General features: G+C 66.1%; 17 protein-coding genes, 1 other RNA gene and 1 pseudogene. 16 read left to right on the top strand and 3 right to left on the bottom strand.

The features are described 5' to 3' along the window. Nucleotides 1-5 precede the first annotated feature (5 nt). Genes kdpB through XaFJ1_RS13805 form a run of 4 tightly spaced genes read left to right on the top strand, consistent with a single transcriptional unit; the run spans nt 6 to nt 6,214 of the window. Nucleotides 6-2,075, top strand: coding sequence for a potassium-transporting ATPase subunit KdpB (kdpB, locus tag XaFJ1_RS13820; protein ID WP_045757410.1), 2,070 nt, complete (start codon nt 6-8; stop codon nt 2,073-2,075). 40 nt (nt 2,076-2,115) lie between these two features. Next, the gene (gene kdpC, locus XaFJ1_RS13815; RefSeq protein ID WP_012917300.1) at nt 2,116-2,760 is read left to right on the top strand and encodes a potassium-transporting ATPase subunit KdpC; all 645 of its coding nucleotides are present in this window, start codon (nt 2,116-2,118) and stop codon (nt 2,758-2,760) included. A 60-nt stretch (nt 2,761-2,820) separates the two neighbouring features. Next, on the top strand, nt 2,821-5,499 hold the full coding sequence (locus XaFJ1_RS13810) for a sensor histidine kinase (protein ID WP_012917299.1): 2,679 nt from the start codon (nt 2,821-2,823) through the stop codon (nt 5,497-5,499). After that, nucleotides 5,489-6,214 (top strand): response regulator, encoded by a 726-nt coding sequence (locus XaFJ1_RS13805; protein WP_012917298.1) that lies wholly within the window; start codon nt 5,489-5,491, stop codon nt 6,212-6,214. Before XaFJ1_RS13810 ends, XaFJ1_RS13805 begins: the two co-directional genes overlap by 11 nt. A 102-nt stretch (nt 6,215-6,316) precedes the next feature. Here the strand turns inward: XaFJ1_RS13805 and XaFJ1_RS13800 are convergent, their stop codons facing one another. From XaFJ1_RS13800 to XaFJ1_RS13790, 3 genes and pseudogenes are all read right to left on the bottom strand, one after another. Continuing rightward, nucleotides 6,317-7,702, bottom strand: a complete 1,386-nt coding sequence (locus XaFJ1_RS13800; RefSeq protein ID WP_012917297.1) for an FAD-binding oxidoreductase — start codon at nt 7,700-7,702, stop codon at nt 6,317-6,319. Nucleotides 7,703-7,930: 228 nt separating this feature from the next. Next, nucleotides 7,931-8,299 carry a YraN family protein gene (locus XaFJ1_RS13795; protein WP_012917296.1) on the bottom strand — a complete coding sequence of 123 codons (369 nt, stop codon included), beginning with the start codon at nt 8,297-8,299 and terminating at the stop codon, nt 7,931-7,933. Continuing rightward, a pseudogene (locus tag XaFJ1_RS13790) lies at nt 8,289-9,326 on the bottom strand (penicillin-binding protein activator); the annotation flags it as partial. The gene XaFJ1_RS13795 and the pseudogene XaFJ1_RS13790, both read right to left, overlap by 11 nt. A 264-nt stretch (nt 9,327-9,590) precedes the next feature. Between XaFJ1_RS13790 and rsmI the strand changes: the two are divergent. The 12 genes from rsmI (at nt 9,591) to murC (ending at nt 23,229) form a co-directional block, all read left to right on the top strand. Further along, nucleotides 9,591-10,415: a 16S rRNA (cytidine(1402)-2'-O)-methyltransferase gene (gene rsmI / locus XaFJ1_RS13785; protein ID WP_012917294.1), complete on the top strand. Its 825-nt coding sequence runs from the start codon at nt 9,591-9,593 to the stop codon at nt 10,413-10,415. A gap of 75 nt (nt 10,416-10,490) precedes the next feature. Continuing rightward, an RNA gene (gene rnpB, locus XaFJ1_RS13780) (RNase P RNA component class A) lies at nt 10,491-10,934 on the top strand. 626 nt (nt 10,935-11,560) lie between these two features. Continuing rightward, on the top strand, nt 11,561-12,016 hold the full coding sequence (locus XaFJ1_RS13775) for a division/cell wall cluster transcriptional repressor MraZ (RefSeq protein ID WP_104629902.1): 456 nt from the start codon (nt 11,561-11,563) through the stop codon (nt 12,014-12,016). A 14-nt stretch (nt 12,017-12,030) separates the two neighbouring features. Next, nucleotides 12,031-13,032, top strand: a complete 1,002-nt coding sequence (gene rsmH, locus XaFJ1_RS13770) for a 16S rRNA (cytosine(1402)-N(4))-methyltransferase RsmH (protein WP_012917291.1) — start codon at nt 12,031-12,033, stop codon at nt 13,030-13,032. Beyond that, on the top strand, nt 13,029-13,292 hold the full coding sequence (gene ftsL, locus XaFJ1_RS13765) for a cell division protein FtsL (protein ID WP_012917290.1): 264 nt from the start codon (nt 13,029-13,031) through the stop codon (nt 13,290-13,292). The genes rsmH and ftsL overlap by 4 nt, the downstream gene beginning before the upstream one ends. Further along, nucleotides 13,289-15,154, top strand: coding sequence for a peptidoglycan D,D-transpeptidase FtsI family protein (locus XaFJ1_RS13760; RefSeq protein ID WP_012917289.1), 1,866 nt, complete (start codon nt 13,289-13,291; stop codon nt 15,152-15,154). Before ftsL ends, XaFJ1_RS13760 begins: the two co-directional genes overlap by 4 nt. Further along, nucleotides 15,151-16,635: a UDP-N-acetylmuramoyl-L-alanyl-D-glutamate--2,6-diaminopimelate ligase gene (locus XaFJ1_RS13755; RefSeq protein WP_012917288.1), complete on the top strand. Its 1,485-nt coding sequence runs from the start codon at nt 15,151-15,153 to the stop codon at nt 16,633-16,635. Before XaFJ1_RS13760 ends, XaFJ1_RS13755 begins: the two co-directional genes overlap by 4 nt. Beyond that, complete coding sequence (locus XaFJ1_RS13750) at nt 16,632-18,137, top strand: UDP-N-acetylmuramoyl-tripeptide--D-alanyl-D-alanine ligase (protein ID WP_012917287.1); 1,506 nt, start codon at nt 16,632-16,634, stop codon at nt 18,135-18,137. The genes XaFJ1_RS13755 and XaFJ1_RS13750 overlap by 4 nt, the downstream gene beginning before the upstream one ends. Further along, complete coding sequence (mraY, locus tag XaFJ1_RS13745; protein WP_012917286.1) at nt 18,127-19,212, top strand: phospho-N-acetylmuramoyl-pentapeptide-transferase; 1,086 nt, start codon at nt 18,127-18,129, stop codon at nt 19,210-19,212. Before XaFJ1_RS13750 ends, mraY begins: the two co-directional genes overlap by 11 nt. Continuing rightward, a complete protein-coding gene (gene ftsW, locus XaFJ1_RS13740) occupies nt 19,212-20,534 on the top strand; it encodes a putative lipid II flippase FtsW (protein WP_012917285.1) in 1,323 nt (440 codons plus the stop codon). Before mraY ends, ftsW begins: the two co-directional genes overlap by 1 nt. Then, a complete protein-coding gene (gene murG, locus XaFJ1_RS13735; RefSeq protein WP_012917284.1) occupies nt 20,531-21,796 on the top strand; it encodes an undecaprenyldiphospho-muramoylpentapeptide beta-N-acetylglucosaminyltransferase in 1,266 nt (421 codons plus the stop codon). The genes ftsW and murG overlap by 4 nt, the downstream gene beginning before the upstream one ends. Next, nucleotides 21,793-23,229 carry a UDP-N-acetylmuramate--L-alanine ligase gene (gene murC, locus XaFJ1_RS13730; protein ID WP_012917283.1) on the top strand — a complete coding sequence of 479 codons (1,437 nt, stop codon included), beginning with the start codon at nt 21,793-21,795 and terminating at the stop codon, nt 23,227-23,229. The genes murG and murC overlap by 4 nt, the downstream gene beginning before the upstream one ends. Nucleotide 23,230 lies beyond the last annotated feature (1 nt).

The raw sequence follows: 23,230 nt of genomic DNA, 5'->3' as shown, positions 1-23,230 counted from the left end.
TGACGATGAGCACCTCACAGGTTTCTTCTTCCGTGGCGACTTCCTCCACGCGCAGTCCCGGTCTGTTCGACGCCGCCGCGCTGCGTGCGGCGCTGCGCGACAGCGTGTTGAAATTATCGCCTCGCCATCTCCTGGGCAGCCCGGTGATGGCAGTGGTCTTCGTCGGCACCTTGCTGTCGGCATTGATCACGCTGGCCGGGCAGGGACCAGCCGGATTCGGTTGGACGGTGACCGCGATTCTGTTGGTCACCGTGTTGTTCGGTAACTTCGCCGAAGCCGTGGCCGAGGCGCGCGGTCGCGGTCAGGCCGCCTCGCTGCGGCGTGCGCGCAAGGACCTGGTGGCGCGCCGCGTCGCCAGTGCGCGGCTGGACGGCGAGACCAGCATTCCCGCCGCCGAGTTGCGCCCGGGCGACTTGGTGGTGGTGTCCGCCGGCGAGTTGATTCCCGCCGATGGCGAGATCGTGCACGGCCTGGCGACGATCAACGAAGCCGCGGTCACCGGCGAGTCGGCACCGGTGCTGCGCGAAGCCGGCACCGATCGTTCGGGCGTCATCGGCGGCACCAAGGTGCTGTCCGACGAGATCGTGGTGAAGGTCACCGCCGAACCAGGGCATAGCTTCCTGGATCGCATGATTGCCCTCGTGGAAGGCGCCAATCGGCAGAAAACGCCGAATGAGATCGCCCTGACCATGCTGTTGGCGGCGATGACCCTGACCTTCCTGATCGTGGTGGCGACACTGCCGGCGATTGCCGCGTTCGTCGGTGTGCGGGTCGATCCGCTGCTGTTGATCGCGCTGTTGGTGTGTTTGATTCCGACGACCATTGGCGGGCTGTTGCCGGCAATCGGCATTGCCGGCATGAACCGTGCATTGTCGGCCAACGTACTGGCCAAATCGGGCAAGGCAGTGGAAGTGGCCGGCGACGTGGATGTGCTGTTGCTGGACAAGACCGGCACCATCACTCATGGCGACCGCCAGGCCACCGCGTTCCATGCTCTCAGCGGTGTCGACATGGCCCAGTTGCGCGAGGCGGCGATGCTGTCCTCGCTGGCCGACCCGACCCCGGAAGGCAAGTCGATCGTGCGTCTGGCGCGCGAGCAAGGTCTGCCGCTGGCCGATCCGCAGGATGCCAATTTCGTCGCCTTCACCGCGCAGACGCGCATGTCCGGGGTGGATCTGCCGGCGCAGGGCGAGCACGCCCCACGCTCGATTCGCAAGGGTGCCGCCGATGCGTTGATCCGCCACGTCACCGCGCTCGGCGGGCAGGTGCCGGTGGAGTTGAAGGGCCGTGTCGAGCAGGTTGCGCGTAGCGGCGCCACGCCGTTGGTGGTGGCCGAAGGCCGGCATGTGCTCGGCGTGGTCGAACTGTCGGATGTGGTCAAACACGGGGTGCGGGAAAAATTCGCGCGGCTGCGTGCGATGGGCATCAAGACGGTGATGATTACCGGCGACAACCCGCTCACCGCCGCAGCGATCGCCGCCGAGGCCGGCGTGGACGACTATATCGCCGAAGCCACGCCCGAGGACAAGCTGGCACGTATCCGTCAGGAGCAGGCCGGCGGGCGGTTGGTGGCGATGGTCGGCGACGGCACCAACGATGCGCCGGCGCTGGCCCAGGCTGATGTCGGCCTGGCGATGAATTCAGGCACGCAGGCGGCCAAGGAAGCCGGCAACATGGTCGATCTAGATTCGGATCCGGCCAAACTGTTGGCGGTGGTGGAAGTGGGCAAGCAGCAGTTGATTACCCGCGGCGCGTTGACCACGTTTTCGTTGGCTAACGATGTGTCCAAGTACTTCGCGATCCTGCCGGCGTTGTTCGCCGCGTCGATCCCGCAAATGGCGGCGTTGAACGTGATGCGTCTGTCCAGCCCGGCGCATGCGGTGCTGGCCGCGTTGATTTTTAACGCGCTGGTGATTCCCGCGTTGATCCCGCTGGCGTTGCGCGGTGTGCGCTTCACTCCGTCCTCGGCCACTTCGCTGCTGCGCCGGAACATGCTGATCTACGGTGTCGGTGGCGTGCTGTTGCCGTTCGTCGGGATCAAGGCGATCGATCTGTTGCTGGTGGCGCTGGGTTGAGCCTGGCGCCGATTTTCCCGACTCTTCCGGAACTGCTGCAATGAACGTTTCTTCCGTTTCTCCGCGCGAACCGATGCGCTTGCGCGCGGTGCTGGTCTTGCCGTTGTTGGTGCTGGGCGCGGCAGCGTTGTATTCGCTGATCGCCACCATCCTGGCGGGTGCCCTGTTTCCCGCACAGGCCAACGGCAGCCTGCGCGAACGCGACGGGCACGTGGTTGGCTCGGTGCTGGTGGCACAGCCTTTCGCCGCGTCTGGCTATTTTCAGCCACGTCCCTCGGGCGCCAAGTACGATCCGATGTCCGCCGCCGGTAGCAACCAGGCACGCAGTAACCCCGACCTGATCAAGCGTCTGGACGAAGCGCGCCACGCGATTGCTACGCGCGAGGGCATCGCCCCGGAGGCAGTGCCGGATGACTTGTTGACGCAGTCCGGCAGTGGCCTGGACCCGGAGATTAGCGTGGCCGCGGCGCAGGTGCAGGTGGCACGGGTGGCGGTGGCACGCGGGCTAGCGCCGCAGCGCGTTGCCGCTCTGGTTGCCGCGCACGTGCAGCCGCGCCAGTTCGGCGTGCTCGGCGCGCCAAGGGTGAACGTGCTGGAGTTGAATCTGGAGCTCGATGAAGCAGCTGCAAGCGCGGCGGGTTCTTCGGGAAATGGCGCGCAGCAAGCACAATCACGCCCGCGATAAGGAACAGGGAACGGCGCGGACGCTGTTACGCTGTCGCCACGTTCCATTCCCAGACTTTTCATGTCCGACCTCCGTACCCAGCAGGCCGATGCCCTGATCGGCGAACTCAAGCGCGAACGCGGTGGACGCCTGACGGTGTTCCTCGGCGCAGCGCCCGGGGTGGGCAAAACCTATGCGATGTTGTCGCGCGCCCGGCAGTTGCAGCAGCAGGGGAGCGTGCTGGTGATCGGCGTGGTCGAGACCCATGGCCGTGTCGAGACCGCGGCGCTGCTGGAGGGGCTCACCGTGCAGCCGCGGCGGCGGGTGGAGTATCGCGGCCGGACGCTGGATGAGATGGATCTGGATGCGCTATTGGCGCTGCGTCCGCCGTTGGTGCTGGTCGACGAACTGGCGCATCGCAATGCGCCGGGCAGTCGCCACGAGCGCCGCTGGCAGGACGTGGAGGAATTGCTCGATGCCGGCATCGACGTCTACAGCACGGTCAACATTCAACACCTGGAAAGTCTCAACGATGTCGTTCATCGCATCACCGGCGTGCGCGTCAGCGAAACCGTGCCCGATGCGATGTTCGACCGTCTGCGCGATATCGTCCTGGTCGATCTGCCGCCGCGCGAGCTGATCGAGCGCTTGCAGCAAGGCAAGGTGTATCTGCCCGAGCAAGCGGGTCAGGCCTTGCAGGCGTTCTTCTCGCCCTCGAATTTGGCTGCCTTGCGCGAACTGGCGATGCAGACGGCAGCCGATCGCGTCGACAACGATCTGCGCGACGTGCAGGCCGCACAGGGGCGGCCTGGGCTCGCGCTGCGGCGGCGGGTGATGGTGGCGATCGATGGGCGTGGTCAGTCCGATTACCTGGTGCGGGTGGCGCGGCGTGTGGCCGAGCGCCGCGGCTCCCCGTGGACCGTGGTCACCGTGCAAACTCAGGCGCAGCCTGAAGAAGCATGGCAACTGGAGATCGACCGTGCCTTCGCATTGGCGCGTCGGCTCGGTGGCGATGCCGCGCTGTTGCGCGGCAGCAGCGTGGCCGACGCCTTGCTCGACCACGCCGCGCGTAACGGCGTGTCCACCTTGTTGCTCGGCCGCACGCGCGAGCGACCGCTGGCGCGGATGATCAACCGGACGCTGACACAGCAGCTATTGCAGCGTGGTGCGCACTACGAACTGGTGATCATCAGTTCGCCGGAGGCGCGTGCGCGCTCGCGGCGGCGCTGGCGCAGCCCCGGCCACTGGTTGTCGCGCGACGATCTTGCGTTCGCGATGGTGGCTTCCGCACTGGCGGTGGTGGTGGCATGGATTGCCGAGCGTTGGGTCGGTATCGACGATCTGTCGATGGTGTTCATCGTCGCGGTGGTGATGGTCGCGGCGAAGACGCGCATGGCGGCGGCGGTACTGGCGGCGCTGTTGAGTTTCTTCGGCTACAACTTTTTCTTCATCGAGCCGCGCTTCACCTTCCAAATCGGTACGCGTCAGGGCGTGGTCACGGTGCTGCTGTTCCTGGTCGCCGCGCTCGTCGCCGGGCGCCTGGCCTCGCGTCTGCGCAGCCAGGTGCTGGCCTTGCGCGCGGCCAATGCGCAGACCACCGCGTTGCAGCGGCTGGGCCGCGAACTGACCAGCGCCGCCGATCTTGGACAGGTGCTGGATGCGGGGCGTCACGCGCTGTCCACCACGCTCGATGCGGAGGCCTGGGTGCGATTGCAGCCGCTGGAGGCCGCGCACGCCGGTGCCGACGACTACGCGCCGTCGATGGCGGCGGTGGATCGCAGTGCCGCCGACTGGGCGCAGCGCCACGGTCAGGCCACCGGTCGCTTCACCGACACCCTGGCCGGCGCCAGCTGGTGGTTCCTGCCGGTGCGCCATGAGCGTGGCGCGATCGGCGTGGTTGGCCTGCGCTTTGCTGCCGGTGTGCAGCGTCCTGGCCTGGAACAACAGCGTCTGGCCGAGGCGATGGTCGAGGACATCGGTCAGGCCGCGTTGCGCACGCGCTTGGTCGCCGACTTGGAAAGCGCGCGCGTCAGCGGAGAGACCGAGCATCTGCGCTCGGCGCTACTGTCGTCGGTGTCGCATGACCTGCGCTCGCCGCTGGCCGCCATGATCGGCGCCGCCAGCAGCCTGTCCAGCTATGGTCAGGCCATGAGCGCCGAAGACCGCCGCAGCCTGCTGGACACCATCCAGATGGAAGGCGAGCGCCTGGACCGCTACATCCAGAACCTGCTGGACATGACCCGGCTCGGCCACAATGGGCTGACCTTGAACCGCGATTGGATCGGCGTGGACGAACTGATCGGCTCTGCGGCGCGGCGCCTGCAGCGCTACCAGCCAGAGGTCCTGCTGGACATCGTCCTGGCGGCGGACCTGCCCACGCTATGGGTGCATCCGGCGCTGGTCGAGCAGGCGGTCTTCAACGTGCTGGAGAACGCAGCCAAGTTCTCGCCGCCGGATACGGCGATCCGGGTCGCCGCGATGATGGTCGAAGGACGCCTGCGGATCGACATCGCCGACCGTGGCCCGGGCATCCCCGAGGACGAACGCGCGCGTATTTTCGACATGTTCTACAGTGTCGAACGCGGCGACCGTGGCCGTCACGGCACCGGCCTGGGCCTGACCATCTGCCAGGGAATGATCGGTGCGCATGGAGGCAGCGTCGAAGCCTTGCCTGGTCCCGATGGTCGCGGCACCACGATCCGCATTACCCTTCCGTTGATCGAACCTGCTGCCCCACCACGCCGCCCCGATGCCGACTGAGTCCCACGCCGATCCGATTCCGCCGCCGCGTATTCTGGTGATTGACGACGAGCCGCAGATTCGTCGCTTCCTTGACATCAGCCTGCGCGCGCAGGGCTACCGCGTGCAGCAGGCGGCCACCGGTGGCGAAGGCTTGGCGCAATTGGCCGCGCATGGCGCCGAATTGGTGGTGCTGGATGTCGGCCTGCCCGACCAGGACGGGCACAGCGTGCTGCGCGAATTGCGGCAATGGTCGTCGGTGCCGGTGATCATGCTGACGGTGCGTGCCGGTGAGGCGGAAAAAGTGCAGGCGCTGGATGCTGGCGCCAACGACTACGTGACCAAGCCGTTTGGCGTGCAGGAATTGATGGCGCGTATCCGCGTGTTGTTACGTATGCAGCCGACGACGGGCGAGGCCGAGCCGGTATTCGACGACGGCCATCTGCACATCCATATTGGGCTGCGCGAGGTTCGTCTGGAGGGCGAGCCGCTGCCGCTCAGCCGCAAGGAGTACGCGCTATTGGCGCTGCTGTTGCGCCACAGCGGCCGGGTGGTGACGCAGCCGCAGTTATTACGCGAATTGTGGGGGCCAACGCACCAGGACGACACGCATTACTTGCGCATCCTAGTCGGCAAGTTGCGGCAGAAACTCGGCGACAGTGCGGTGGCACCACGCTACATCGCCACCGAGCCCGGCGTGGGATTGCGTTTCATCGGGATGTCTTGCAGCTCGTAGCGTTTTGTTCGCAACTCTTAGTGGCGAGGTCGTGTGGAAGTAAGCTGTGGCGCGCACTGATTTTTATCGTTGCGTTGCATACCGCTCAAGCGTTGCGCCGCATCAGCGATCCGGCAATACCTTCCCAGGGTTGAGAATGCCGTCGGGGTCCAGAGCAGACTTGATCGCGCGCATCGCGTCCAGGGTCGCGGTATCGAAGGCCTGGGCCATGTAGTCGCGCTTGGCGACGCCGATGCCGTGTTCGCCCGAGAGCGTGCCTTCCAGTGCCAGGACCAGCGCGAACAGGCGTGGCAGCGCGGCCTGCGCGCGGGCACTCTCGTTGGCGTCGTCGGGTGCGTACATGATGTTGACGTGCAGGTTGCCGTTGCCGGCGTGGCCGAAGGCGACGATCGGCAACGCGAACTCCGCCGCCAACGCTTCCACGCCTGCGACAAGATCGGGAATACGCGATACCGGCACCACCACGTCTTCGTTGATCTTGCCTGCACGGATCGTGCGCAGCGCCGGGGACAGTGCGCGCCGCGCCGCCCACAGCCGGTCGCGCGCGCTGCCGTCGGCGGCCACGTCCAATGTCATCAGGCCGTCGCCCTCGGCCGCGGCGGCCAACGCTTGCAGTGCGTAGGGCAGGGTGTCGTGGTCGCCGTCGGCCTCGATCAGCAACATCGCGCCCGCCTCGGGCACCTCGCTGCCGCTCTGGCGTAACAGGGCGATGGCGCTGCGGTCCATGAACTCCAGCATCGTGGGTGTACTCGGCTGTGCCATCAGCCGCGACACGGCTGCCGCCGCGCTGGCGGCGTCGCGGTACAGAGCGCGCAGACCGGCCTGTGCCAATGGCCGTGGCGAGAGTTTCAGGGTCGCTTCCACGATCAGCGCCAGCGTGCCTTCGCTGCCAACCAGCAAGTGGGTCAGATCGTAGCCGGTGGCATCCTTGGTGTACGCGCCGCCGCAGCGGATCAATTCACCGCTGCCGGTGACGGCGACCAGACCGAGCACGTTGTCGCGGGTGGCACCGTACTTCACCGCGCGCGGCCCGCCGGCGTTGGTCGAAAGATTGCCGCCGACGCTGCACATCTCCGCGCTTGAGGGGTCCGGTGCCCAGAACAGGCCGTGGGGCGCGAGCGCTTGCTGCAGATCGCCGTTGAGCACGCCGGGTTCGACCACCGCGCAGCGGTCCTGCGGACGCAACTGTAGGATGCGGTTCATGCGCGCGAACGACAGCACCACGCCGCCGGCGAACGGCACCGCAGCACCAGTCGTGCCGGTACCGGCACCGCGCGCCACCAGCGGCACGCGATGTGCGCGACAGGCGCGCACGATCGCCTGGACCTGTGCACGCGTCTGCGGCAGCGCCACCGCGTCGGCCAGCGCCCAGCGCCGCGAATCGTCTTCGCCGTAGCTGCGGCGGCTGGTAGCGTCGGTGCGCCAGCCTTCGTCACCGAGCAGAGCGGCGAGGGTATCGGTCAAGGTGGCAGGCAGTGACGTGCTCATGGCAGTGACGGCGCAGAGGGAGAACGGGGTGGCGGCAGCAGTTTCCAGGCGAGTACCGTCAGCGTCAGTGGCTGCCACGCCCTGCGTCGTGCGGATAGCGACGCGGCAAGGCCGCATGTGCCGAAGACGCCGGCTGCCAGCGACAAGACCGCGCTGGGCCGCCATGGCGCGAAGGCGGCGGTCTTTAGCGCCAGCGCAACCGCAGTGTGGGGTAAGAAACCGGGCATGTCAGACGTCGTCGGCGCGGAAGGCATCGCGTAGCCAAGTCAGCCGTGGTGGCTCGCCCTCGGCCTCGACCACGTCGAAGCGGCACGGCCATGCCGCGTACTGTGGATGTGCGGCGAGGAATAACTGCGCGGCCAACAGCAGGCGGCGGCGTTTGCGTAGGTCGACAGAGGCCGCGCCGCCGCCGAACGCGGCGTTGCGCCGGTAACGCACTTCGACGAACACCAGGCCTTGTTCCTGCTGCATCACCAAGTCCAACTCGCCGCCGCGGAAGGCCACGTTCGCCGCGACCAGACGCAACCCGGCACGTTGCAGTTCGGCCCGTGCCGCCGCTTCTACCGCCTTGCCGCGCTGGCGGCGATCAGGTTCCATCAGGGAGCGGGGTGGCCTGTCCGCCGCTGAAGGTGGACCATGCCGGTCGGCGCAGGATGTTGCCGAAGCCGTCCAGATGCAGCATGCCCGTGGCGCCGCGCAAGCTGCTTTCCTTGCCAGTTGCCAGTTTTTCCAGATAGGCGGTGATTTGCCAAGCGTCGTAGCCGAACGCGAACAGGCGCTCGGCCGGGCCGCGCGCGGTCGGCAGCATGTCGGCGACATTGGTCGCCGCCGGCAGGCCGCCGACGCCGCGCACGTTCCATAGTTCGCTCGGATAGGCGATGCCGTCTAACACCAGATCGTCTTCGGGTTTGCCGGTACCCAGCACCAATTGCGAGGTCGCCACCCGGGTCTTGCCGGCGAACCCGGCCAGCGCCAGTTGTGGTGCCAGCGCGCGTGCGGTATTGCCCTTCACCGCCAGAAACACGGCATCGGCGGCCGCTGCATTGCGTAGCTGCTGGCCGATGTCGCCGGGCGTTTCGGCCACGCTGACGCTGCCGGCGATCTTGCCACCGCGTTCGCCGAAGCGTTCGCGGAACGCGGCCGCCGCGCGGCGACCATTGTCGTCGTTGCTGCCGATCACCAGCGCATTCCGACGCTCGTGGGCCAACAGGTATTCGGCGGCGGCGATGCCGTCGTCTTCCGGCGCCAGCGAGAAGCCGGCGCTGCCGCTGGGCGGGGCGCTGGTGCCGCGATTCAGCGCCAGCACCGGCACTGGCAGTGCGCCGTGTCCGAAGAGCGCGGTCACTTCGTCGCGGCCGAGCGGACCGACCACGAAATCGGCGCCGTTGTTGATCGCCTTCTGGTAGGCGGCCAGTGCGCCGGCCGGGGTGCCGGTGGTGTCGATGAAGTCGATCGGTGGCCGCCGCCGGCTCTCGCCGTAGTAGCCAGCGAGCAGGCCGTCGCGCACCGGTGCGGCGGCGATGGCCAGGTTGCCGCTCAGCGGCAGCAACACTGCCAATTTCGCTGGTGGGCGGTAGCCATCGCGTTCGGCCGGCGGCCGCTTGCTGGTGTCCACGCCCCATTGCGGTGCTTGGTTGCGATCGTTGCCGCTCGCACTGGCGGCCTGCGCTTGGGTTTGCTGCGCCGGGTTCCTTTGCGCGGCCGATTGGCTCGGCGAGGCGCTCGGCGTCACGCTGGTGGTGGCGCAGCCGGCGAATAGCAGCGCCAGCAACGACAGGGCGGGAATCCTTGCGAATCGCTTGTTCATTTCTGGTCCATTCGGCTGGGCACGCCGGGCGTGCCGGGGAAAACCGCTACGATTCTACCCTTGACTTATGGGATGCCATAGATGAGCGATCAACCCGGAACCCTGCATGTCGTGGCGACGCCGATCGGCAACCTGGCCGACCTGACGCCGCGCGCGCAGGAGGTGCTGCGGTCGGTGGCGGCGATCTGTGCCGAGGACACTCGCCGCAGTGGGCAGTTACTGGCGCATTTCGGCATCGAGCGGCCGTTGGTCGCGCTGCATGAGCACAATGAGGAGGCGCTGGCGCAGCGGATTGTCGCGCGCTTGCGCGGCGGCGAGTCGCTGGCGCTGGTCAGCGACGCCGGCACCCCCCTGGTCAGCGACCCCGGTTACCGGCTGGTGCGTGCCGCGCGCGTGGCTGGGGTGCGGGTCAGCCCGGTTCCCGGCGCCTGCGCGGCGATTGCGGCGCTCAGCGTGGCTGGATTGCCCAGCGATCGCTTCGCTTTCGAGGGCTTTTTGCCGGCCAAGGCCGCCGCCCGCCGCGAGCGCTTGGCGCGGCTGGCCGGCGAGGCGCGCACCCTGGTGTTCTACGAGGCGTCGCACCGCATCGCCGAGTCCCTGGCCGACTGTCGCGCCGCGTTTGGCGACACCCGTCCGGCGGTGATGGCGCGCGAGCTGACCAAGCTCTTCGAGACCGTGCTCGACGGCAGCCTGGCCGACCTGCACGCACGGGTGGAGGCCGACGACAACCAGCGCAAGGGCGAGTTCGTGTTGATCGTGCAGGGCGCTGGCGACGATGCAGACGCGCAACTGGCCGAAGGCCGCCGCGTCTACGCCAAGCTCAGCGAACACCTGCCGCCGTCCACCGCCGCCAAGCTGGCCGCCGAACTCACCGGCGCGGCGCGCAAGGCGTTGTATGGTGGTTGAGGCGGGCATGGTCCAGCGCTTGCGTGTTGGCAATGAGGAAAATATTTCCTAACTACATGCGACAATGCCTGCGGCGGAGTCGGCCAGGCAGTCGCGTCACTCCGGCGCATTTCGGTGCGGCGGGGTGCCGAGGAAAGTCCGGGCTCCACAGGGCAAGGTGCCAGGTAACGCCTGGGCGGCGCGAGCCGACGGAAAGTGCAACAGAAAGATACCGCCTACGTCCCTCGCCACCCCTCTGCCGCTGCTGGAGTGCATTGGCGATGCGCGGCATCGGCCAAGCGCGTTCGGCGACGGTAGCGGGGTGGCGAGGGGCCGGTAAGGGTGAAATGGTGCGGTAAGAGCGCACCGCGAGTCCGGTAACGGACCGGCACGGCAAACCCCACCTGGAGCAAGACCAAATAGGGACCTCATGGCGCGGCCCGCGTCGGGTCCGGGTAGGTTGCTCGAGCGTACCGGTGACGGTGCGCCTAGAAGAATGACTGTCCACGACAGAACCCGGCTTATCGGCCGGCTCCGCCACTTCCTCTTTTTTACATCAGCCGCCGTTTCGACCGCAGCGCGGTCGTGGGGCGTGGCGGCTTTTCCGGATCGCGGGTCCATGCCGCTGGGACGTGGTTCTTCTGTCGCGTCTGCCCAGGAAATCTCCTGTCCGGCCCGAACCGACGCGCGTGGTTCCAGCCGTTGGCGTTCACCGCGACCAGGGCGCTAGCTCGGGTGGCGTAGCCCTGGTCGCGTTCGTCGTGGAGGCGCACGCGCCAACCTGGGTTGCACCCCGGGTGCGCGAACGATCAGGCATATGCGGTCGATTGTGCTGCCTTTGCGCAGTGCCGCACGAGTGGGCGATCCGCGATGGCAGTTTGCCGGGATGATCTTAACGCGGTGTACACGAGGCTTTAACGCCACGTACACGGGGCTGAATTTTCGTTCAATATTAAAATTTCATGCGAAACAGTAACTTGTGGATAAGCTTTGAACAATTCTCTAAAGAGTCGCGCAAGACATTGATCCCGAAGGTGATTTGTTGTTCGGGAAGTTGTTGACAACCGGTCGCGCGCTGCTAAGGTGGGGGCTTGAGGGGAAACCGGGTTTTTTGTGGTTTTTCGTGGTTCAATGACCGCTCCAGGCGGAATCGAAACGAAGAAGGTATAGGCGCTGTGTTTCAGGGCGAGACCGCGATCACTGTTGACGAGAAGGGGCGTATGGCGGTTCCCACCGCATACCGCGACCTCGTCGCGCGCATGAGCGGTAATCGGCTGGTGCTGACCTACAACCCGTTCGAGGCCGGATGTCTGTGGCTGTATGCGGAGAAGGAGTGGGAGCGGGTCCGTGACGAGGTCATGGCCAAGCCCAATACCCAGCGCGTGGTGCGGGTCCTGCAGCAAAAGCTGGTGGGGTCGTCCGCGACACTGGAGCTGGACGCCAATGCCCGCATCACCGTTCCGCCGAGCCATCGCGCCGCGGTGGGCATTGAAAAGCGCGCCGTGCTGTTGGGCATGGGCGATAAGTTCGAATTGTGGAGCGAGCAGGCTCATCGCGCATTGATCCAGCAGACCCTGTCTGACGAGGATCTGGGCGATGGATTGCTCGATCTGAAGTTGTGAGTCGGGGTGTCCGGATGCGCGGACAGGCGCAGGCCGGTCACCTCGCGGTGTCGTACCCATCGGCAGCGCATGTGCCGGTGTTATTCGCGCAGGTCATGGATGGTCTGCAGGTGATCGAAAACGGAATCTATCTGGATGGCACGTTCGGGCGTGGCGGACACGCGCGCGGGGTGCTGCACAAACTCGGCCCAGGAGGCCGGCTGCTGGTGATGGACAAGGACCCCGAGGCGATTGCCGAAGCCGAACACGCGTTCGGCGGCGACGCGCGCGTGTCCATCCGTCGCGGCAGTTTCGCCGACCTGGGGCACTGGGATGCGGCGACCGCTCTGGACGGGGTGCTGTTCGACCTGGGCGTGTCCTCGCCGCAGTTGGACGTGGCCGAGCGCGGTTTCTCGTTCGGCAAGGATGGTCCGCTGGATATGCGCATGGACCCGCATGCCGGCGAGAGCGCGGCGCAATGGCTGGCGCGCGCCGACGAACGCGAGATTGCCGATGTGTTGTGGCATTACGGCGAGGAGCGGCAGAGCCGGCGCATCGCCCGTGCCATCGTCGCGCGCCGTGCCGAGCAGCCGTTGACCCGCACCGCGCAACTGGCCGAGTTGATCGCCACGGTGATGCCGCGTGGCGATAGCAAGACGCATCCGGCCACGCGCAGCTTCCAGGCGATCCGCATCCATACCAATCGCGAACTGGCTGATTTGGAGAGCGGGTTGGATGCGGCGCTGGCCAGGCTCAAGCCGGGCGGGCGTCTGGCCGTGATCAGCTTCCATTCGCTCGAAGACCGCATCGTCAAACACTTCATGCAGCGTCACGCCAAGGCGCCGCCGAGCAACCGGCGTCTGCCCGAGGCGCAGACGTTTGTGCCGGCCCTGCGTCTGCACGGCGGGGCGATCAAGGCCGATGCCGAAGAGCTGGCCGGCAACCCGCGCGCGCGCAGCGCAGTGCTGCGGGTGGCGGAGAAGCTGGCGGGGTTGGGGACCCAGGTTGCGGCGTTGTCTCACAGGAGTGGCGCATGAGCCGCCTGCTGCTGATCGTGCTGTTGGCCTGCACCATCGCCTCGGCGATCGGGGTGGTGTACATGCGCCATCGGCATCGCCAACTGTTCGTCGAACTGGCGCAGTTGGAGCACGCCCGCGACGATCTGAACATCGAGTTCGGTCGGCTACAGCTTGAGCAGGCGACCTGGGCCGAGAGCAACCGTGTCGATCAGATTGCGCGCCAGCGCCTGGGGATGAAGTTCCCCGAAACCGGCGACATCGTGGTGGTGCGCCCATGAGTAAGACCGGTCGCAACCGTTCCCGCAGCAACTTCAATCTGCGCGGTCGTCTGGCGCTGGTCGGTGCCGCGCTGGGGTTGTGTTCGATGACGCTGATCGGCCGTGCCGCCTATGTGCAGTTGATCAACACGGATTTCTATCAGCGTCAGGGCGAGGCGCGTTTTTTACGCGAACTGCCGATTGCGACCTCGCGCGGCATGATCACCGACCGCAATGGCGAACCGCTAGCGGTGTCCACGCCGGTGGAATCGATCTGGGTCAATCCGCAGGAACTGCTACGTAATCCCGACCGCATCCCGCAGTTGGCGCAGGCGTTGGATCTGCCCGTCGATGAGTTGACCGCCAAGTTGTCGCAGAAGGTGGACAAGGAATTCATGTACCTCAAGCGCCGGATCAACCCGGACAAGGCGCATGCGGTGATCGCGTTGGGCATCCCGGGCGTGTTCGCGCAGCGCGAGTTCCGGCGCTTCTACCCACAGGGCGAAGCGATGGCGCATGTGCTTGGCTTTACCAACATCGATGATCGCGGCCAGGAGGGGCTGGAGCTGGCCTTCGATGAGTGGTTGCGTGGTAAGCCCGGTGCCGAGCGCGTGATCCGCGACCGCAAGGGCGCGATCGTGGAGAGTATTGATCTGGTCAAGCCGACGCAGCCGGGCAAGGATCTGACTCTCAGCATCGACCGCCGCATCCAGTTCCTGGCGTACAAGGAATTGCGCAACGCGCTGGTGGAGAACAAGGCGGCCGGTGGCTCGATCGTCATTATGGACGTGGTCACCGGCGAGATCCTGGCCATGGTCAATCTGCCGACCTACAACCCCAATGCCGTCACCGGAGTCAATTCCGACGCACGTCGCAACCGCGCGGTCACCGACTTGGTCGAGCCGGGTTCGACGATGAAGCCGCTGACCATCTCCACCGCGCTCAAGGCCGGTGTGGTGACCAAGGACACCTTGATCGACACCAACCCGGGCTACATGGCGGTCGGTCGCTTCACCATCAAGGACGTGCCGCACAACAACGGTGTGTTGACGGTGACCGGCGTGATTACTCGCAGTTCCAACATCGGTGCGGCCAAGATTGCAGCCAAACTGCCGGATCAGACGTTTTACGACCAGATTCATAGCTACGGTTACGGCAGCGCACCGCACAGCGGCTTCCCCGGCGAATCGGCCGGCGTGCTGCCGTCGCCAGCGCGCTGGAGCGGTTCGTCCAAGACCACGATGGCCTATGGCTACGGCCTGTCGGTGACGCCGCTGCAGATTGCTCGCGCCTATTGCGCGCTCGGCAACGGCGGCAAGTTGGTGACGCCGACCTTCGTCAAGGGCCAGCACGAGGAAACCAAGCAGGTGCTGGACCCGGCGATCGCCAAGGAAGTGGTGGCGATGATGGAGACCGTGGTGACCCAGGGCGGTGCCAAGGGTGCGGCGATCCTGGGCTATCACGTTGCCGGAAAGACCGGCACCGCACGCAAGACCGGTCCCGGTGGCTACGAGCACGGTCACTACAACGCACTGTTCGCCGGTCTGGTGCCGGCGAGCCATCCGCGCTTCGCAACGGTCATCGTGATCAACGATCCACAGGGCACCAAGTACTACGGTGGTCTGGTGTCGGCGCCGGTGTTCCACAACGTGATGGAAGGCGCGCTGCGGCTGATGGACGTGCCGCCGGACGACATCCAGTCGTGGCTGGCGGCGCAGGCCGCCGGCAAGAGCGGGCATGCGTCGTCGCCGTTGCCGACGGAGCCGGATCCGGCCACCGTGCCGGATGCCGCCGCTGAGGTCGATGCCGCACTGCCGAGTGTGCGCGCCATCGCGCCGCCGGCGGCAGCGCTGCCGGCGCCGTTGCAGGAGACGCGTCAGTGACCCGCGCGCTGCCTTTGTCGCAATTGCTGCCGGACGTGGCGCTGCCGCGCGAGGTGCAGGTGTCTGGGCTGGCCATGGATAGTCGTGCGGTGCGTCCAGGCGACGCCTTCGTGGCGATTGCTGGTTTCGGCGCGCATGGGCTGAGTTTCGTCGAACAGGCGCGCGCAAATGGTGCCGTCGCGATCCTGTTCGAGCCGCCAGCACCGGCCGATCTGCCGGCGTCGGCAGATGCGATCGCAGTGCCGGGCTTGCGCGCGCGCATGGGCGCGATGGCCGACCAACTGCACGGCCATCCGTCGCAGGCGATGACCATGGTCGGGGTCACCGGCACCAATGGCAAGACCTCTATCGTGCAACTGTTGACACAGGCCTGGCACGTGCTGGGCACGTGCAGTGGCAGTATCGGCACGCTCGGCGCTGGCTTATACGGTCGTGTGTTGCCGACGGGATTCACGACCCCGCTGGTGCTGCCGTTGCACGCGTTGCTGGCGCAGTTGCGTGATGCCGGTGCGCAAGCGGTGGCGATGGAAGTCAGCTCGCACGCGCTGGATCAAGGCCGCGTGGATGCGGTGCATTTCGACGTGGCGGTGTTCACCAACCTCACCCGCGATCATCTCGATTATCACCGCGACATGGCCGCTTACGGCGCGGCCAAGGCGCGCTTGTTCGCCATGCCGGGGCTGAGAGCTGCGGTCGTGAATCTGGACGATACGTTCGGTCGCCAACTGCTGCATGCACTGGATCCGGCGTTGCGGCGCATCGGCGTCAGTTCGCGTGGCCGCGATGGCGCGACAGTGCGCGCCGAGGCGCTGCATCTGGATGCGCGCGGCATCGGTTTCGACCTGGTCGTCGGGACGCAGCGGCATGCGCTGCAATCGCCCTTGCTGGGTCGTTTCAACGTGGATAATCTGCTGGCCGTGGCCGGCGCGCTGTACGCGCTGGACGTGCCGCCGGTCAGGATTGCCGCCACGCTGGCGCAATTGCAGCCGATCCGCGGGCGCATGAACCGTCTCGGCGGTCGCGATGCGCAACCGCTGGTGGTCGTGGATTACGCGCATACACCTGACGCGCTGGAACAGGCACTGCAAAGCTTGCGCGATCATGCCAAGGGGCGGTTGCTGTGCGTGTTCGGCTGCGGTGGCGAACGCGATGCTGGCAAACGTCCGCAGATGGCGGCGATCGCACAGCGCCTGTCCGATTATGTTTTCGTCACCGACGACAATCCGCGTGGCGAGGATGGCGAGCGCATCGTTGCCGATATTCTGGCGGGCTTCGACGGCATGACGACGGTGCAGGTGCAGCGCGAGCGTGCGCAGGCGATCGCCGCGGCGATCGCCATGGCCGGCGCCGAAGACATCGTGCTGATCGCTGGCAAGGGCCATGAGCCTTATCAGGAGATCGCCGGGATCAAGCATCCCTTCGACGATACCGAGGTTGCCGCACAGACGCTGCGCGTACGCGTGGCGGAGGGGGTTCGATGAAGCGCTTGCCGTTGTCGATGATTGCGCACTGGGCCGACGCCGACCTGCACGGCGATGACGTGGCAATCGATGCGATCAGCCAAGATACACGTCGTCTGGCCGCCGGCAGCCTGTACGTGGCGCTGCGTGGGGAGCGTTTCGACGGGCATACCTTTGCCGCCGATGCCGCCATGCGCGGTGCCAGCGCGTTGCTGGTCGAGCGGCGGCTGCCGCAAATCGAACTGCCGCAAATCGTGGTTGCCGACACGCAACTGGCTTTGGCGAGGATCGCGGCGGGCATGCAGCGCGGTCGCGCCACGCGCGTGGCCGCGATCACCGGCAGCAACGGCAAGACCAGCGTCAAGGCGTTGTTGCTGGCGATCCTACAGTACGCCTGTCGGCTCGATGGCGGCAGCGTCTACGCCAATCCCGGCAACCACAATAACGAGATTGGCTTGCCGCTGGCGGTGATCGCCGCGCCAGACGACGCCGATTACGCGATCTACGAGATGGGTGCTGGCAAACCGGGCGATATTGCCTATCTGACCGACATCGCTCCGCCGCGTGTGTCGCTGGTCAACAACATTGCGCCGGCACACCTGGAGCGCATGGGGAGCCTGCTCGGCGTGGCTCAGACCAAGGGCGCGATCTACGCCGCATTGCCGGCCGATGGTACGGCGGTGATCAACATCGACGATGCCTTCGGTCTGTGGTTTGAGCAGCAACTCTCGGCCGCGTCGCGGCCGCGCGTGCTGCGCTTCGGCTTGCAGCATGGTGCGCACGTCACCGCCACGCGCATACGCATGGCCGCGGACCGTACCCATTTCGTGCTGCTGACGCCGCAGGGCGAGGCGGAGACGACGCTGCCGCTGCCGGGACGGCACAACTTGCTCAACGCACTGGCTGCCGCTGCGCTGGCGCTGGCGCTGGACGTGGCGCCAGCGCGTATCGCTGCCGGTCTGGCGCAGGTGCAGCCGGTGCCCGGTCGGCAGATTTCGCACACCTTGCCAGGTGGCGCGGTTTTGATCGACGACAGCTACAACGCCAATCCCGGTTCGCTGGCGGCGGCGATCGATGCGCTGGCAGCGATTGGCGGCGAGCGCTGGTTGGTGTTGGGCGACATGCGCGAACTCGGCGCCGGCGCCGAAGCACTGCATGCCAGTGGCGGTTCACGTGCACGCGCTGCCGGACTGACACGGCTGTACGCCCTGGGGCCGCTCAGTGCGCACGCTGCGCAGGCGTTTGGCGACAACGGTCGGGTGTTCGACAGTCATGCCACGTTGGTCGAGGCATTGCAGCGGGATCTGGCCGCTGTCGTGGCCCGGGAAAAGCAGGATCAAAAGCAGGAAACAGAGCTGATGCATGACAAGACCGGTGTGCCGTCCGATGGCGCACTCCCACGGGTTCCGGGTCCTGGATCCCGGATCCCGACGCTCCTCGTCAAAGGCTCCCGTGGCAGTGCCATGGATAAAGTCGTGAGCGCGTTGCTTGGTCACGCAGAGGAGGCGCCGCATGCTGCTTGAACTGGCGCGTTGGCTGCGACAACTCGATAGCGTGTTCGGGCTGTTCGGCTATCTCACCTTCCGCGGCATTCTCGCGGCGCTGACCTCGCTGTTCCTGTCGCTGTGGCTGGGACCGGCGGTGATCCGCAAGCTGGCGCAGTTCAAGGGCGGCCAGCCGATCCGCCAGGATGGCCCGCAAACCCATTTCTCCAAGGCGGGCACGCCGACCATGGGCGGTTCGCTCATCCTGCTGACGGTGTTGCTGTCGGTGCTGCTGTGGGGCGACCTGCGCAACCGCTACGTGTGGTTGGTGCTGGTGGTGATGCTGGCATTCGGTGTGATCGGTTGGTACGACGACTGGATCAAGATCGTGCGCCGTGACCCGAACGGGTTGAAGTCGCGCTGGAAATACTTGCTGCAGTCGATCTTCGGCTTGGCTGCCGGCTTGTTCCTGTACTACACCGCCGACGTGCCGGCGGCGATCACCTTCTACATCCCGATGTTCAAGTCCATCGCGCTGCCGCTGGCGGGGATCAGCTTCGTCACCATTGCCTATTTGTGGATCGTCGGTTTTTCCAATGCGGTCAATCTCACCGACGGTTTGGATGGGCTGGCGATCATGCCCACGGTGTTCGTGGCTTGCGCGTTGGGTGTGTTCGCTTATGCCTCGGGCAATGTCGTGTTCTCCGATTATCTGAAGATCCCGGCCATTCCGGGTGCTGGCGAGCTGGTCATCATCTGCACCTCGATCGCTGGCGCGGGCCTGGGCTTTCTGTGGTTCAACACCTATCCGGCGATGGTGTTCATGGGCGATATCGGTGCGCTGGCGCTGGGGGCGGTGCTGGGCACCATCGCGGTGATCGTGCGCCAGGAATTGGTGCTGGTGATCATGGGCGGGGTGTTCGTCATCGAAACGCTGTCGGTGATGATCCAGGTGGCCTCGTTCAAGCTCACCGGCAAGCGCGTGTTCCGCATGGCGCCGATTCATCATCACTTCGAATTGAAAGGTTGGCCGGAACCGCGCGTGATCGTGCGCTTCTGGATCATCTCGGTGGTGCTGGTGTTGATTGGTTTGGCGACGTTGAAGGTGCGCTGATGAACGACACCGCACGTCAGGCGACAAGACTGGAGGCCATCGGCGGGCGCTACGACGCCTGGCTGCTCGGTGCTGCCGTGACGCTGGCTTCGCTCGGCATCGTGATGGTCGGCTCCAGTTCGATCGAGCTGACCACCAGCCCGTTCTACTACTTGAACCGGCATTTGCTGTTCCTCGCCGGTGGTGTTGGCCTGGCCATCTGGGCCATGCGTACCGAGTTGAAGTACATCGAGCACTACAACCAGTTGCTGCTGCTGGCCTGCTTCGGTTTGTTGATCGTGGTGTTCGTGCCCGGGCTCGGCAGCACGGTCAACGGCGCGCGGCGCTGGATCAATTTGGGCATCTCGCGCTTTCAGACCGTGGAAGCGGTGAAGGTGCTGTACATCGTGTGGCTGTCCAGCTACCTGGTGCGTTTCCGCGACGAGGTCAACGCCACCTGGCCGGCGATGCTCAAACCTTTGGGCGTGGCGGTGGCGCTGGTCGCGCTGCTGCTGCTGCAGCCGGATTTCGGTTCGTCCACGCTGTTGCTGGCCATTACCGCCGGCATGCTGGTGCTCGGCGGGGTCAACTTGCCGCGCATGTCGATGCCGATCGTGATCGGGTTGCCGGTGTTCGCCTTCATTGCCATCCTCGAACCGTACCGCCTGCGCCGCATCACCTCGTTCTTGGATCCGTGGGCCGACCAGCTCGGTTCCGGTTACCAGTTGTCCAATGCGCTGATGGCGGTGGGACGCGGCGAATGGTTCGGGGTCGGTCTCGGCGGTTCGGTGCAGAAGCTCAATTATTTGCCTGAAGCGAATACCGACTTCATTTTCTCGGTGATCGCCGAGGAGTTGGGGTTCGTCGGCGTATGCCTGATCGTGGCGCTGTATGCGCTGCTGGTCGGTCGCGCGTTTTGGTTGGGCATGCGCTGCGTGGAGATGAAGCGCCACTTTTCCGGCTACATCGCCTTCGGCATTGGTCTGTGGATCAGCCTGCAGAGTTTCGTTTCGGTCGGGGTCAACCTGGGCATCCTGCCGACCAAGGGGCTGACTTTGCCGCTGATCTCCGCTGGCGGTTCCAGTGTGTTGATGACCAGCCTGGCGATGGGGCTGCTATTGCGCGTGTCCTACGAGTTGAACCGTGCCGAGCGTCAGGTTGCGCTGGTGCGTAGCGATGCGGCGGCTCCGATTAAGCAGACCGTGGACAATGCGGCGGACCTGCAGGCCGCGCGCGAAGCCAGCGCGCATGCGGTTGCTGCGGCGATTCAGTCCGGTGTGCCGGGTCGCGGTACCAGCCGTATGCAGCCGCGTGTCGAACCGACCTTCGGGAGGTTGGGATGAGCACGCCTATGTCTGCATCGACGCTTGGAGCGTCGGCGCCGGTGATGATCCTCGCGGGTGGCACTGGCGGGCATATTTTTCCGGCACTGGCCGTGGCTAAGGTGCTGCGTGCGCGTGGCGTGCCGGTGGTGTGGTTGGGCGCAGCTGGACGCATGGAAACACGGCTGGTGCCGCAACATGGGATCGAACTGGACACCATCGAAATCGCCGGCCTGCGCGGTAAGGGGCCCCTGGCCCTGCTGAGTGCGCCGATACGGGTGTTGCGTGCGATCCGTGCTGCTAGCGGCGTGCTGCGCCGACGTGCGCCGTGCGCGGTGATCAGTTTCGGCGGTTTCGCCGCTGGCCCCGGTGGTCTGGCCGCAGCTCTGCAGAGGCGGCCGCTATTGGTCCACGAACAAAACCGTGCGCCTGGCCTGACCAACAAGGTGTTGGCGCGGGTCGCGCGGCGTGTGCTGACCGGTTTTCCAGGCAGCTTTGCCCGTCATGAGGAAGCGGTGGGCAACCCGGTGCGTGCCGAAATCGCCGCGCTGCCCGCGCCGTCGCTGCGCTTGGCCGCACGCGACGGTGCGCCGCGGTTGTTGGTGCTGGGCGGCAGTCAGGGCGCGCGGGTACTCAATCAAGCGTTGCCGCAGGCGCTGGCCGCGCTGGGGATGCGAGTCGACGTGCGCCATCAATGCGGCGAGGCGCTGCGCGAGGAAGCGGCGCAGGCGTATGCCACAGCCGGTGTCGATGCCAGTGTCGAGGCTTTCATCGGCGACATGGCGGCGGCCTATGCCTGGGCGGATCTGGTGGTATGTCGTGCTGGCGCGTCGACGCTGGCCGAAGTGTGCGCGGTGGGGGTCGGCAGCGTGCTGGTGCCGTTTGCTGCCGCAGTCGACGACCACCAGACCCGCAACGCGCAATACCTGGTCGAGCGTGGCGCCGCACTGCTGTTGAAGCAGGACGATGCCCTGGCCGGTCAGTTGCAGCGCGTGCTGGGTGAACTGTTGGCGCAGCCTGCGCAGCGCCTGGCCATGGCCGAAGCGGCACGCCGCCTAGCCAAGCCGGATGCGGCCGAGCGCATCGCGGACATCGTGCTGGAAGAAGTCGGTGGAGCCGGGACTCGGGACCATCGTCTCGGGACTCGGCAAGAGCACAAGCAAGAGCAAAAAGGCATGCAAGCAGACGATTTCGGTGGCCAGGCGCGTTGCGTTGCCCCTGCGCTTTCCTCGGATCCCGTGTTCCGTGTTCCGTGTTCCGGCGCGGAAGGAGTCCGCGCATGATCCGTCGGCTTCACGACACCGGCGATCTGATGCGCGCGTTTCCACGCGTGCATTTCGTCGGCATCGGCGGCACCGGCATGAGTGGCATCGCCGAGGTCATGCTGACCTTGGGCTATGAAGTCTCCGGTTCGGACAATGCCGACAATGCCGCGACCCGGCGCCTGGTCAAGCTTGGCGCACGTGTACTGCGTGGGCATTCGGCGGCCAACGTACTCGGCACTGATTGCGTGGTGGTGTCCAGTGCGATTCGCGAGGACAATCCGGAATTGATGGAAGCGCGCAGTCAGCGCATTCCGATCATGCCGCGCGCGGCAATGCTGGCCGAATTGATGCGCTTCCGCCGCGGTATCGCGGTGGCCGGCACGCACGGCAAGACCACCACCACCAGCTTGACGGCGGCGGTACTCAGCGAAGGCGGAATGGATCCGACTTTCGTCATCGGCGGCCAGTTGCTTGCCGCTGGCGCCAACGCCAAGCTCGGTGGCGGCCAGTGGTTGGTGGCCGAGGCCGACGAGAGCGACGGCAGCTTCCTGCGCTTGAACCCGCTGATCTCGGTCATTACCAACATCGATGCCGATCATCTGGAGAATTACGGCAACGACTTCGCCCGGATCCAGGCCGCCTTCGCCGAATTCTTGCAGCGGCTGCCGTTCTATGGCTTGGCGGTGCTGTGCATCGACGATCCCGAGGTCGCCGCGTTGGCGGCGCAGACGCCGCGCCACGTGATGAGCTATGGACTCAGCGAGAATGCCGATGTGCGCGCCGAGGACGTGGTCCAGGAGGGTTCGCGCATGCACTTTACCTTGCGCATGCCCGAAGGCAGCAGCACGGCGGTGACGCTGGCCTTGCCGGGTCGCCACAACGTGCTCAATGCGTTGGCCGCCGCGGCGATCGGTTGGCAACTGGGGGTGACGCCGGCGGCGATCGCCAGCGCCTTGCAGAGCTTCGCCGGCATCGGCCGGCGTTTCAACGATCTCGGCGAGGTGGTCACCGCCAACGGCGCGCGCGTACGCGTGGTCGACGACTACGGTCACCATCCGCGCGAGTTGGCCGCGGTGTTCGCCGCCGCACGCGGCGGCTGGCCGGACAAGCGCTTGGTGGTGGCGTTCCAACCCCATCGCTACAGCCGTACCCGCGATCAGTTCGATGCGTTCGCCGCGGTGTTGTCGGAAGTGGACGCACTGGTGCTCAGCGAGGTCTATCCGGCTGGCGAGGCGCCGATTCCGGGGGCTGACGCGCGTGCGCTGGCGCGTGCGATCCGTGCGCGGGGCCGCAGCGAGCCTGTGGTGGTCGGGCAGGTCGTCGAACTCGGCAGCGTGCTGCCGGATGTGCTGCAGGATGGCGATCTGCTGCTGATGATGGGCGCTGGCGACATCGGTTACGTCGCCCAGCACATCGCGCAGGACGGCTTTTCCAGCGGAGCGGGCGCATGAG

It is taken from the genome of Xanthomonas albilineans, from assembly GCF_009931595.1.
GTDB classification, from domain to species: Bacteria; Pseudomonadota; Gammaproteobacteria; order Xanthomonadales; family Xanthomonadaceae; genus Xanthomonas_A; species Xanthomonas_A albilineans.
This window is presented reverse-complemented; position numbering and strand designations above follow the sequence as displayed.